Below are 13341 nucleotides of genomic sequence, written 5' to 3'. Positions count from 1 at the left end.
CATTCCCCGAAAGGCGGATTTCTGTTCGGGGAAATCAGCTAGACGAGATCGAGCCGCATGACAAGCGCGGTGGTTTTCCGGCCATCGCGATCGGCATAGTAGCCCTTGCGCTCAGCAACGGTGGCAAAGCGCAGCTTCCGATAGAGTGCAATGGCAGGCGCATTGCCTTCATCCACCTCCAGAAACACGGTTTCACCGCCTCTATATTTGATTTCCTTGATTGCGCTCTGCATCAGCCGCCAGCCAAGGCCGTGCCCGGCCCATCTGGTATCGACTGCGATCGATAAGATTTCGGATTCGCCAGCCACTTCGCGGGCAAGCACAAAGCCGGCCACGCTTCTGCGCGGCAAAAGCCCGTTCCCATGGGCAATGAAGCCAAGAACGGTCTTTTGGGACAACAAGGCATGAAATTCGCCATCACTCCAGCCCCGCGCAAAGCGCTGGCCATGCAGCGCTGATGCCGCGTGGCAGTCGCCAAGCGTCATCGGCGTAATGTCGATTTCGGTATTCCGCGGCATCAGTTTCTCAAACATCCATGCCATCTCCCCCAATGACAAAGATTATTGCCGGGCAACCGCAAAACCAGCCTGTGGTTTGGCGTCCGGGCCACGCAAATATAGTGGCGCAGGCTTGCCTGTGGCCTTCCGTGCTGCAATTGCAGCAACGACATCGATGGGCAGATGGTCAATTTCTGGCGAAGCCTCAAAGCCTCTCAGCAGAGCTGAGCCCGAGCCTGCAAGTCTTGCCGGGTTCGCTGCATAAAAGGCGCGCGCTGCATCAATCTCCATGACAAAGGGGTCATCAAGTGCGCCACCATCCGCGCCGAATAGCTGCAGATAGACCTGTCCACGTTTTGCATCCATAACGGTCAGGATAGGCTCTTCGCTGCCTGATTGTCTTACGGCGTCATAAGCCAGCGTTTCCAGCGTTGTGACGCTGGCAAGCGGAACGCCGAGCGCCAGGCCAAAGCCGCGCGCAACGGAAACCCCAACACGGATGCCCGTGAAGGACCCCGGCCCCACGACAACGCCGATTTTGCCGATTTCGGCCATATCGAGCCCACAATCGTGCAGCACGGCGTCGATCATGCCCATCAATTTCTCGGCATGACCTTTTCCGATGGTTTCCTGCCGTTCGGCCAGAACAGCCGCCGCGTCGCAATCATAAACCGCAGCCGAACAATCCGCGCCAGACGTATCGATGGCCAGGAGCTTCATAGAATACCTGAGCGGATTTGCGCGTCAGACGGCTTCAACCTGCTGAACCTCTGGAATGAAGTGGCGAAGCAGGTTCTGCACGCCATGCTTCAGCGTCGCGGTGGACGAGGGGCAACCTGCACAGGAACCCTTCATGTTGAGAAAGACGATGCCGTCCTTGAAACCCTTGAAGGTAATATCGCCGCCATCCTGGGCAACGGCCGGGCGCACGCGCGTTTCCAGCAGTTCCTTGATCGTCACAACGATTGTTTCGTCTTCTTCTGCATAAAACTCGCCTTCGCTATCCGTATCAGGACCACCGGCAGTCGCGCCCATAACAGGCGCGCCAGACATGTAATGTTCCATGATGGCGCCGAGAATGGCGGGCTTCAGGTGTTGCCATTCAGCACTATCCTTGGTCACCGAAATGAAGTCGTAACCGAGGAAAACACCGGTCACGCCAGGCGTTGCAAAGAGTCGGCTCGCCAAGGGCGAAACGGCCGCTTCCTCAGCCGAACGAAAGTCTGCCGTTCCTTCTTCCAGAACCACCTTGCCTGGCAGAAATTTCAATGATGCCGGATTGGGTGTTGCTTCGGTCTGAATGAACATGATCGCTCTCCTTGGAGCCCGCGTCGGGTCTGCTTTTTAGAATTATTCAAAAATAGGCACATCGCGAAGGCGACGCAAGCCCCCAAACAGGTCTAAACGCCGCTAGCGGTAGAAAACTTTTCTCAAAAAATCAACAAAGCGATTCGATTTCCTCATTCGTCAGCGTGTCAGGCAGAACGGTGACGGGAATGGGAAAGGCCGCAGAGCGTCCTGCAATGGAGGCGACCAAAGGTCCAGGACCGTCTTTTGTTGAGCCTGCGGCCAGAACCAGGATGGCAATATCGCGGTCTTCTTCAATCAGCGAATGAATTTCATCGGTCGCATTGCCTTCGCGGATTACCATTTCGGGCTCGATGCCAACCACCTCGCGTACGTATTGCGCAGTCTTGGCCAGATTGGCCTCAGCCTCCTCGCGGGCTTCGGCGCGCATGATCTCTTCAACGCCAAGCCATTGCTGGAAATCAGCGGTATTAATGACATAAAGGAGAACGACCCCGCCGCCAGAGTTTTTCGCGCGCAGCCCTGCATAGTGAACCGCACGCATGCATTCAGGCGTGTCATCAATCACGGCCATGAATTTTCGACGGTGGCCTTCCAGCCGTGATAATCGTGTTGATACCATAGGGTGAACTTTGCCATTTGAGGCCGAAGGCTGCAAGCGGCATTTTCCGCCACTTGCGCTCTGGCATTTTTAGTAGAGGAAGCCGACAATATCGCGGACTTCTCGCATCGTGACATCTGCGCGCGCTCGGGCGCGGGATGCGCCATCGCGCAGAACATCGTCAATATAGCCAGGATCATTCATCAGCCGGCGCATCTCCGATGTGATGGGCGAAAGCACAGTCAGTGCGAGTTCGGACAGTGCGGGCTTGAAGGCTGAAAACTGCTGGCCGCCGAATTCCTTCAGAATATCTGCCTTGGTCTTATCCGAGAGTGCCGCGTAAATCCCGACAAGATTGTCAGCCTCCGGACGCCCTGCAAGACCTGCAACTTCGCTCGGCAGACCATCCGGGTCGGTCTTTGCCTTTTTCACCTTCTTGGCGATCGAATCCTCATCATCCATCAGGTTGATGCGAGAGAGATCGGAAGGATCCGATTTGGACATCTTCTTCGTTCCGTCGCGCAGGCTCATCACGCGTGGTGCCGGGCCATCGATCAGCGGTTCGACCATCGGGAAGTAGGCATGCACGGGCTCATCACCCACCTTGATATCGACACCCTTGCCAACAGCTCTGATCTTTTCGGCAAAATCGAGGTTGAACTTCTGGGCAATGTCGCGAGTCAGCTCCAGATGCTGCTTCTGGTCATCGCCAACCGGCACATGGGTAGCGCGATAGAGCAGGATGTCTGAGGCCATCAATGAAGGATAGGCATAAAGGCCAAGGGATGCCTTTTCAGCGTCCTTGCCGGCCTTGTCCTTGAACTGCGTCATGCGGTTCATCCAGCCAATGCGGGCGACGCAATTGAAGACCCACGCAAGCTCGGCGTGGCCAGACACCTGGGACTGGTTGAAAACAATGTGCTTCTTGGCGTCGATACCGGCTGCGATATAAGCAGCGGCAATCGAGCGTGTTTGTTCTTTAAGGTCGTCGTGCACCAGCTGCGCAGTCAAGGCATGCATGTCAACGACGCAATAGATGCAATCGTGGCTTTCCTGCAGCGCCACGAATTTGCGGATAGCGCCGAGATAATTGCCAAGATGCAGGTTTCCGGTCGGCTGAACGCCGGAGAAGACCAGCGGCTTGAATTCGTTCATGTTATCCTCTTTCGGGCTTGTGGAGGGCCCGATCCCCTTAAAAATGGATGTTTGCGCGCGCAATATGCATGCGGCGTGGGCCGTTTCAAGTAAAATTCATCCGGGCTCGACAGGGCGGGCAGAAGACCTCTGTTTCAAGCCTTTTTTCGCCCCTTCAAGCTCTTCATCAGCAGTTCTCTGTCAACGGCTCCAGTGATGAACGTGAGAGGAAAGTAAATCGTGACCGCGACTGCGATCAGCGCCGCAAGCGCTGCGCCCTGCTTGTAGAAAGGCGCACTCGGGACGAGCCAGCTTTCGGCAAAGGTCGAGAGGTAGCGAACGGCAAGACCCATAAGAACTGCGCAGAAAATGATTCGGGCACCGCGCGAAAAAAGCTGCAGACCGGGTTTGAAATTACCTTTGTAAAAAAGCGTTCCACCCAGCAGGACCGTATTAAGCCAGCCGGATGCGATTTCCGCCATGGCAATACCGCGCTCGAAGAAAATCGGAAACAAGGTGAAGGCAAGCACCACATTGAGGCCCATGGCGATGACCGTGTAGCGCATGGGCGTCTTGCTGTCTTCGCGCGCATAAAAGCCGGGCTGAAACGTCTTCAGCAGCACAAAGCCCGGCAAGCCAAAGCCGTAGACCGCAAGGATCGGTGCAACGACGGCGGTACTGGCGGGCCCGAAATCGCCGCGCTCGAAGAGCACCCGGATGATTTCCTCAGACAGCGCCCAAATCCCCGCAGCCGCCGGCAGGGTCAGAAACAGAACGAATTCCACGGAGCGGTTCTGAATGGATTCAGCTTCACGCGCATGCCCGCCTTTCAAGGCACGGGAGAGTTCGGGAAGTAGCACGACGCCGACCGCGATACCAAAAATGCCGAGCGGCAATTGGTAGATGCGGTCTGCATAGGCAAGCGATGCAATGGCACCTTCTTTACCGGACGCAATGGCCTGGCCCACCAACTGGTTGATCTGCGTGACACCGCCGGTGATCGCAGCAGGAACGGCAAGGTAAAGCAGACGCTTCACTTTGGGCGTCAGTTTCGGCTTGTGCACGGAAAAGACCATTCCTGCTCTGCGCACATCAAAGAAGACGACCGCAAGCTGTGCCGCCCCGCCGGCCAATACGCCCCAGGCCAGAACATGGGCGGTTGCCACCGCATCCGCCCCCTCCCACCACGCATAGGCCAGTGCGATGATCAGAACCAGGTTCAAAAAGACAGGCGCAATGGCCGCCGCAAAATAGCGCCGCAGCGAATTCAGCATGCCCGCCATCATCGCCGTCAGCGACATGAAGCTGAGATAGGGGAACATGATGGCCGTCAGGCGCACAGTCAGTGATAACTTGTCGGCATCGTCTGCGAAGCCGGGCGCAATGACGAAGCGCACCAGAAGCGGCATCGCCAGCTCCATGGCGATGGTCAGGATCAGCAGGGCGGAAAACAAAACTCCAAAAACTTCTGACGCAAAGGCTTTTGCGCCTTCATCACCATGCGTCTCGATCTCTTTGGAAAAGAGCGGCACAAAGGCAAGATTGAAAGCACCTTCGGCAAACAGCCTGCGGAACAGGTTCGGAAAGCGGAACGCGGCGTAAAATACGTCGGCCACCGGCCCCGTGCCCAGAGCTGCTGCCATCAGCATGTCGCGTACAAAGCCGAACAACCGGCTTCCCAAAGTCGAAAAACCGACCGTTAGAAACTTTTTGACGAGGCTCATGACGCCGCTTTCGCCTTTCTTGCAGATATGACGCGGGTCGCCGGCGGCGCAATTATGCCCTGCGGCATTCGGCTGCGGGCTTCATCTTCAACATCGGCCATGGCAGCTTTGAGGCGCGCGATAATATTGCCTTGCCGGTTTTCGTTCGTCACCTTTTCACCAATCAGGTCGGTAACGTAGAACGTATCGATAACCTTTTCGCCGAACGTGGTAATGTGCGCCGAGGCAATGTCGAGAGACAGCTCTGCCAGCACATTCGTCACGTCGGACAACAGCCCGGTTCGATCAAGGCATTCAATTTCAATAACCGTGAACTTGTTGGAGAGCGCGTTCGAGATCGTGACATCCGGCGTAATCGGAAAAGCCTTGTTTCTGCGGCCCTTCTTCTTCTTTGTCGCGATCATGTCGGGCAAGCGTTTCTTGCCGGAGAGAACATCCTCGATCATCCGCCCGATTGTGCCTGCGCGGCGCAGTTCGTCCTCATCATTGTCGAACTCGCGGTTGATCAGAATGGTATCGAGCGCCCGGCCGTCCGTGGTCGTATAGATATTGGCATCGGCAATATTGGCGCCCGCCGCCGCACACGCGCCGGTGATGATCGCCAGAAGGCGAGGGTGGTCCGGTGTCAGAACGGTGATTTCGGTAATGGCATGGAACGAATGCGTGCGCACCATGGTTGCGAGCGTCTTGCCATCCGCATCGCTGGTGCGGATAAATTCCGCATGGCGCTTCTGATCATCCAGCGGCACCGTGAGCAGATAAGGCTCATAATGAAGTTTGGAATATTTCTTTCGCGCCTTTTCCGGCCAGCCGGCCAATGCCTCGTAAAGTTGCTCGCGGGCATAGGCAGCACGCTGTTTGCGCGGTGTCTCGGAGTGGCCGCCGGAAAGCAGAAGTTCAGTTTCGTAATAAAGCGTACGCAGAAGCTGGCCTTTCCAGCCATTCCACACGCCCGGTCCCACAGCGCGAATATCGCAGACTGTGAGGATCAGCAGCATGCGAAGGCGCTCCATGGATTGAACGCGCTCGGCAAAATCGACAATCGTCTTGCGGTCATTGAGGTCACGGGTCTGCGCAACCATGGACATGGCCAGGTGTTCTTCGATCAGCCAGGCCACCATCTCGGTTTGCTTCGGTGTCAGGCCAAAGCGCGGGCAGAGCTTGCGGGCAACCTTGGCGCCGGCAATCGAATGGTCTTCAGGCCGTCCCTTGGCAACATCATGCAAGAGCGCGGTCACATAAAGAACGGCGCGGTCTTCAATCAACGGCATCAGCCGGGTTGAGAGAGGCACAGTCCCGTCGTCCTGTCCGCGTTCAATGCGCGTCATCATCTCCACCGTACGGATCAAATGCTCGTCGACCGTATAGTGATGATACATATTGAACTGCATCATCGAGACGACTTTCCCGAACTCCGGAATGAATTTTCCAAGCACGCCGGCTTCGTTCATCCGCAGAAGCGTTTCTGCAGGATCATTTTTCGAAGTGAGAATGGAAATAAAGAGCCGGTTCGCCTCCTCATCCTCACGGATGGGCGCCTTTATCAGGCTCAGCGATCGCGTGATAACGGAGAGCGCGTCCGGGTGCAGCGACAATCCCTTCAGATTCGCCACATGGAAGATGCGGATGAGGTTGACCGGATCATCCTTGAAGACATTCTTGCTAGCGAGCGCAATGCGACCGCGGTCTTCGACAAATTGCGGCGAGCCGGCAATCTTGCGAACCCGGTTGGCAAAGCGGTTGATCACGCCGCCTATGCCGGGCGCGTCCTTGGCCTGCCGCTCTTCGAGCGTTGCACACAGAATGCGGGTCAAGTCGCCGACATTCTTGGCAATCCAGAAATAGTGCTTCATGAAGCGTTCAACCGCCGACAGGCCGGGCCGGGGACTGTAGTCCAGCCGTTCTGCAATTTCCGGCTGAATGTCGAAAGACAGCCGCTCTTCAGACTTGCCGGTCAGAAAATGCATGTGGCAGCGCACAGCCCAGAGAAAATCTTCGCATCTCTGGAAGAGATTAAGTTCCCGGCGGGAAAGCACGCCCAGTTTGACCAACTGATCGGTGGAGCGCACGCTATAGTAATATTTTGATATCCAGAACAGCGTATGCAGGTCGCGCAACCCGCCTTTTCCTTCCTTGACGTTCGGTTCCACGAGATAGCGCGTATCGCCGATCTTTCGATGCCGCTCGTCGCGCTCGGCAAGCTTGGCGGCAATGAATTCAGGCCCCGTATTGCGCACCACCTCGGCATCAAAACGGGCTTCGAGTTCCTTGGCCAGTTCCTCCTGCCCGCAGATATAGCGCATCTCCAGAATAGCGGTGCGAATGGTCATGTCGCTTTTGGAAAGCCGGATGCACTCGTCGATCGTTCGAGTGGCATGGCCGACCTTGAAGCCCATATCCCAGAGCAGATAAAGAATATATTCGACGGCTGCCTCGCTCCACACGGCCTTCTTTGTTGGCAGCAGAAAGAGCAGATCGATATCGGATCCCGGTGCCAAGGTTCCGCGCCCATAGCCGCCAACGGCGGTGACGGAAATGCGCGATGCGACCGGCGTCTTCGCCGCGTCGAAAATGTGGTTGAGAACGAAATCATGGAGCACGGTGATCAGCTGATCCTGCAGCCATGAAATACGTTCCGCGCATGCAATGCCCGAGCCGTCGGCATTCAACAACTCTTCCGCTTTTTGACGGCCCTTTGCATTGGCCTCCTTGAAAGCGGCAAGCAGCGCATTGCGCATGGCATTGGAATTTTCCGCATTCACGCTGGCCACAAGTTCGCAGCGCTTGCGCAGTGCTTCCACGTTCAGGATTTCGGAGAGACGGTCTTGGGTATCTTGCATTCGTTCGATTTCGCTCTTTCGCGGATGTCGCGCCTATACGCCCTTTCCGTTGCCAATAACAGGCCTATCACAAACGGGTTAAAGTTCCTTTTTTAGCTCATAAAGCGCATCAAGCGCCTCGCGCGGCGTCATTTCGTCGAGGTTGAGGGTTTTCAAATGCTCTTCGACGACAGAGGCTTTCGACATCTGTTTGCTTTCCGCCTGCTTGGCCGCAACCTGAAACAGCGGCAAGTCGTCAATCAGCTGGTTGGCCGGGTTTTTGCGGCCCGCATCCTCCAGCTTGTCGAGTACATCGCGCGCGCGGGCAACGACTGAAGGCGGAAGACCCGCGAGCCGGGCGACCTGAATGCCATAGGAGCGGTCGGCAGCTCCAGGCCCGGCTTCATGCAGGAAGATGACCTCGCCGTTCCACTCTTTCACCTTCATCGTGGCATTGGAAAGGCGGTTGAGCTTTTCGGACAGAACCGTCAGTTCATGAAAGTGGGTGGCAAACAGCCCGCGGCAGCGATTGACCTCATGCAGGTGCTCCACGGCAGCCCATGCGATGGAAAGGCCGTCAAATGTCGCGGTGCCGCGCCCGATTTCGTCGAGAATGACCAGCGAACTTTCCGTCGCCTGGTTGAGGATCGCCGCTGTCTCGACCATCTCCACCATGAAGGTCGAACGCCCGCGCGCCAGATCATCGGAAGCGCCAACGCGTGAAAACAGCCGGTCGACAATGCCGATATGGGCCGAGCCTGCAGGCACGAACGAGCCCATCTGAGCCAGAATGGCGATCAGCGCATTTTGTCTGAGAAAGGTTGATTTACCGCCCATATTGGGTCCGGTGAGCAGCCAGATCGAGCCGCTATTGGCCTCTCCGGGCGGCGAGAGATTACAGTCATTGGCAACAAAGGGATCGGCAGACTGCCGACGCAGAGCCTGCTCAACGACCGGATGGCGGCCGGCAACGATTTCAAAAGCCCGGCTGGTATCAACCTGCGGCCTGCAATAGCCTTCCGATATTGCAAGTTCGGCAAGACCGGCTGAGACATCAACGATGCTGAGCGCCAGCGCTGCCGCTTTGATGGTTTCGGCAAAGGACGCAACCATCTCCACCATCGCGTCAAAAGCTTCAAGCTCGATGGAAAGCGCCCTGTCGGCAGCGTTTGCAATCTTGCTTTCCAGTTCTGCAAGCTCGGTGGTGGTGAACCGCATCGCGTTCGCCATGGTCTGGCGATGGATGAAACGCGCCTTGGCCTCATCCGTTCCTGTCATCGTGTTCGCATTGTTTGCCGTCACTTCAATGAAATAACCAAGCACATTGTTATGCTTGATCTTCAAGGCTTTGATGCCGGTTTCCTCGGCATAGGAAAGCTGAAGACCGGCAATGATCTTGCGCGATGCATCACGCAGGCCCCGCACTTCATCGAGATCGGACGACGCGCCGGGGCGAAGAAAGCCGCCGTCCCGCTTCAGAAGCGGCAACTCGTCATCCAGCATGGTTTCAAGATGGCCAAGCAGGTGGCCGGGCAATTTCAGGATTGCTTCGCGCGCCTCCGTCAACTCGTCCGGCATCAGCGCGTCCGGCAATGTTTCGACAATCATGGCAGCTGCGCGCAGGCCCGTCCGAATGGCACCGAGATCGCGGGGACCACCGCGCCCGAGCATGAGACGCGAAAGCGCACGCGGCATATCCGGCAAGAGCTTTAGCCGCTCACGCAGATCGTCGCTCATCGTCGGCTCATTCATCAGCCAGGAAACCGAATCGAGCCGCTTGTTGATCGCGATCGCATCCGTCAGCGGCGACATCAACCGTTCTGCCAGCAATCGCGCCCCGCCATTGGTCACGGTGCGGTCGATGGCGCGCAGGAGTGAACCGTCGCGCTGGCCGGAAAGCGTGCGCACAAGCTCCAGGTTGGCCCGCGTCGCAGGATCGATAAAGAGCGAGGAGGCATTGCTCTCACGCTCGGGGCGTCCAAGCGGCGGGCGCGCCGAAATCTGCGTTTTTTCGACATAAGCAACAGCTGCCGCCGCTGCCGCCATTTCGGCGCGGGAAAAGCTGCCGAAGCCATCCAGCGTCTTGACCTCGAAATAGCGCGCAATGCGCCCTTCTGCAGAGGCCGAGTCGAAAAGCACTTGCGGCTGCGGCACAGCGACCCGTCCAAGTATATCGATCACAGGGCGCAGCTCTTCGTCATGAAACAGCGCATCGGGCAGGATCAGCTCACGCGGGTCCACGCGGATGATGTCGGCAAGCATGCGTTCCAGCCGTGTTTCCGCCAAACGGAAAACGCCGGTCGAAATATCGATCCAGGCCAGTGCATATTGTGCCTCGGAACCGCCTTTGACCCGCGCCATGGCCATCAGATAGTTCGATTCCGACGGCGAAAGCAGTTTCTCTTCGGTTAAGGTACCAGGCGTTACAAGCCGCACCACATCGCGGCGGACAACGGATTTTGATCCGCGCTTTTTGGCCTCAGCCGGATCTTCCACCTGCTCGCACACCGCAACGCGAAAACCAAGCGCGATCAGCTTTTGCAGATAATCGTCTGCGGCATGTACCGGCACGCCGCACATGGGAATGTCCTGGCCCATATGCTGGCCGCGCTTGGTCAACGTAATGCCAAGCGCGCGCGAGGCATCCACCGCATCTTCGAAGAAAAGCTCGTAAAAATCACCCATCCGATAGAAAAGAAGCGAATCCGGGTTATTGGCTTTTATCTCGATATATTGTTCCATCATCGGCGTTGCCGATTGGCGGCTTTCCTCCGAGGCAAGAACATCGGTGGTCAGCACAGCAGGCGCAATGGAGGAGTTTGATGCCATAAGCAGAGACGTCTTTAAGCAAACGGGTTTGTGTATTTCAGGCTCGACACTATAGAGACCATCAATAATTGCGCCACAAGAGCGCGGGCCAAAAAAGGTGAGGAAACATGCCCGAAACGCAAAAGCCATCCCGCAACGTTGCAAGCGTTACGGACCAGGAAGCACTTGATTTTCATTCGCAGGGACGGCCGGGCAAGCTGGAAATTACGCCCACCAAGGCCATGGCCACGCAACGCGATCTTTCGCTTGCCTATTCGCCGGGCGTCGCCGTTCCGGTCAAGGCCATCGCAGACGATCCGTCGCGGGCTTACGATTACACCACGCGCGGCAACATGGTTGCGGTGATTACCAACGGAACGGCAATCCTCGGTTTGGGAAACCTCGGCGCGCTTGCGGCCAAGCCCGTCATGGAAGGCAAATCGGTTCTCTTCAAGCGCTTCGCCGATGTCGATTCCATCGACCTCGAGGTCGATACCGAAGACCCGGACGAATTTATCAACGCCGTGCGTTTTCTGGGGCCATCCTTTGGCGGCATCAACCTCGAGGATATCAAGGCACCGGAATGTTTCATCATTGAGCAGCGGCTGCGCGAAATCATGGACATTCCCGTCTTTCATGACGACCAGCATGGAACAGCCATCATCGCCGCTGCGGGCCTCATCAATGCATTGGAGCTGACAGGCCGCGATTTCAAGAACACGAGGCTCGTCTGCAATGGTGCGGGCGCGGCTGCAATCGCCTGTATAGAGCTGATCAAGTCCATGGGCTTTGCGCCCGAAAATGTAATCCTTTGCGACACCAAGGGCGTGATCTATCAGGGCCGCACTGAAGGCATGAACCAGTGGAAATCTGCCCATGCGGTCAAGACGGACACGCGCACGCTGGCCGAGGCTCTCGACGGAGCTGACGTCTTTTTCGGCCTCTCTGCAAAGGGTGCGCTCACAGAAGCAATGGTGCGCTCCATGGCGGACAACCCGATCATCTTCGCCATGGCAAACCCCGATCCGGAAATCGCCCCGGAAGAGGTTGCGGCCATCCGCAACGATGCCATCGTGGCAACCGGGCGCTCCGACTATCCCAATCAGGTCAACAACGTTCTGGGCTTCCCCTATATTTTCCGCGGCGCGCTGGATGTGCGCGCCACCACCATCAACGATGATATGAAGATTGCCGCCGCGCAGGCCATTGCCAATCTTGCCCGCGAGGATGTGCCAGACGATGTAGCGGCAGCCTATCAGGGCAACCGCCCCCGTTTTGGCCCGCAATACATCATCCCGGTGCCATTCGATCCACGCCTTCTGGCGGCGATCCCGTCTGCCGTCGCGCAGGCTGCGATGGATTCAGGGGTTGCGCGCCGGCCGATCCTCGACATGGAAGCCTATCAGCGCGAACTGAACGCCCGCCGTGACCCGATTGCCTCGACCCTGCAACGCATCTATCAGCGTGTTCGCCGCCAGCCGAAACGCATCGTGTTTGCCGAGGCGGAGGAGGTGCAGGTCATGCGCGCCGCTCTCTCTTACGCAAACCAGCAGTTGGGCACGGCGATCCTTCTCGGTCGCGAAGATGAAATCAAGATCACGGCCGAGAAAGCCGGGATCGATCTGAACCGCCCCGGTATCGAGATCATCAATGCCCGCAAGTCGCGCCGCAACGATGCCTATACGGATTATCTCTACGCGCGCCTGCAGCGAAAGGGCTACCTCCACCGCGACTGCCAGCGCCTCATCAACACAGACCGCAACCATTTCGCCGCCTGTATGGTGGCGCTGGGTGATGCCGACGGCATGGTCACCGGCACAACGCGCAACTATTCAACCGCGTTGCAGGATGTGCGCCGCTGCATCGACACCAAGCCCGGCCACCGGGTGATTGGTGTTTCGATTGCATTGACCCGTGGAAGAACGGTGCTCGTAGCCGATACGGCGGTCCACGATATGCCAACATCGGAAGAGCTTGCCGATATTGCTGAGGAAGCCGCAGGTCTCGCCCGCAAGTTTGGCTATGAGCCGCGCGTGGCGATGCTGGCCTATTCCACCTTCGGTCACCCGCAGGGTGAGCGGTCCGAACGTGTCATGGAAGCCGTCAAAATTCTCGACCGCCGCCGTGTCGATTTCGAATATGACGGCGAAATGGCCGCTGACGTGGCCCTCAACACAGCCATCATGGAACAATACCCGTTCATCCGCCTGTCAGGCCACGCCAATGTGCTGGTCATGCCGGCCTTCCACTCGGCGTCCATCTCGACAAAGATGCTGCAGGAACTCGGCGGCTCGACCGTCATTGGCCCGCTGCTGGTCGGCCTCGACAAGTCGGTCCAGATCGCCTCCATGGGCGCAAAAGACTCCGACATCGTCAATCTGGCCGCCATTGCGGCCTATAATGCGGGTGGTTGAAGCCGAAGCGCGGTCTTAAAGTAAGCAAAAGGCCAC

The 13341-nt window shown here is 57.4% G+C and carries 9 protein-coding genes; 1 reads left to right on the top strand and 8 read right to left on the bottom strand.

The features are described 5' to 3' along the window. Positions 1 to 38: 38 nt before the first annotated feature. The 8 genes from NHF56_RS14235 to mutS all read right to left on the bottom strand — a co-directional run bounded on the left by NHF56_RS14235 (position 39) and on the right by mutS (position 10912). Complete coding sequence (locus NHF56_RS14235) at positions 39 to 533, bottom strand: GNAT family N-acetyltransferase (protein WP_252805631.1); 495 nt, start codon at positions 531 to 533, stop codon at positions 39 to 41. Between the two features lie 27 nt (positions 534 to 560). Further along, entirely contained in the window at positions 561 to 1217 is a 657-nt protein-coding gene (gene tsaB / locus NHF56_RS14230; protein ID WP_252805629.1) for a tRNA (adenosine(37)-N6)-threonylcarbamoyltransferase complex dimerization subunit type 1 TsaB, read from the bottom strand. 24 nt (positions 1218 to 1241) lie between these two features. Next, complete coding sequence (locus tag NHF56_RS14225) at positions 1242 to 1805, bottom strand: NifU family protein (RefSeq protein WP_252805627.1); 564 nt, start codon at positions 1803 to 1805, stop codon at positions 1242 to 1244. Positions 1806 to 1935: 130 nt separating this feature from the next. After that, positions 1936 to 2427, bottom strand: coding sequence for a universal stress protein (locus NHF56_RS14220; RefSeq protein WP_252805626.1), 492 nt, complete (start codon positions 2425 to 2427; stop codon positions 1936 to 1938). Between the two features lie 69 nt (positions 2428 to 2496). Continuing rightward, the gene (trpS, locus tag NHF56_RS14215; protein ID WP_252805624.1) at positions 2497 to 3561 is read right to left on the bottom strand and encodes a tryptophan--tRNA ligase; all 1065 of its coding nucleotides are present in this window, start codon (positions 3559 to 3561) and stop codon (positions 2497 to 2499) included. A 134-nt stretch (positions 3562 to 3695) separates the two neighbouring features. Then, positions 3696 to 5264 (bottom strand): murein biosynthesis integral membrane protein MurJ, encoded by a 1569-nt coding sequence (gene murJ / locus NHF56_RS14210; RefSeq protein ID WP_252805621.1) that lies wholly within the window; start codon positions 5262 to 5264, stop codon positions 3696 to 3698. Beyond that, positions 5261 to 8104: a [protein-PII] uridylyltransferase gene (locus NHF56_RS14205; protein WP_252805620.1), complete on the bottom strand. Its 2844-nt coding sequence runs from the start codon at positions 8102 to 8104 to the stop codon at positions 5261 to 5263. The genes murJ and NHF56_RS14205 overlap by 4 nt, the downstream gene beginning before the upstream one ends. 78 nt (positions 8105 to 8182) lie before the next feature. Continuing rightward, positions 8183 to 10912 (bottom strand): DNA mismatch repair protein MutS, encoded by a 2730-nt coding sequence (gene mutS, locus NHF56_RS14200; RefSeq protein WP_252805618.1) that lies wholly within the window; start codon positions 10910 to 10912, stop codon positions 8183 to 8185. Positions 10913 to 11019: 107 nt separating this feature from the next. Here mutS and NHF56_RS14195 point away from each other — a divergent pair, with 107 nt between their 5' ends. Further along, positions 11020 to 13305, top strand: coding sequence for an NADP-dependent malic enzyme (locus NHF56_RS14195; RefSeq protein WP_252805616.1), 2286 nt, complete (start codon positions 11020 to 11022; stop codon positions 13303 to 13305). Positions 13306 to 13341: the final 36 nt, after the last annotated feature.

This window comes from Rhizobium sp. L1K21, from assembly GCF_024055895.1.
Taxonomy (GTDB): domain Bacteria; phylum Pseudomonadota; class Alphaproteobacteria; order Rhizobiales; family Rhizobiaceae; genus Ensifer_A.
Note: the sequence above shows the minus strand (reverse complement) of the source record. Positions and strands in the feature narration are given on the sequence as shown.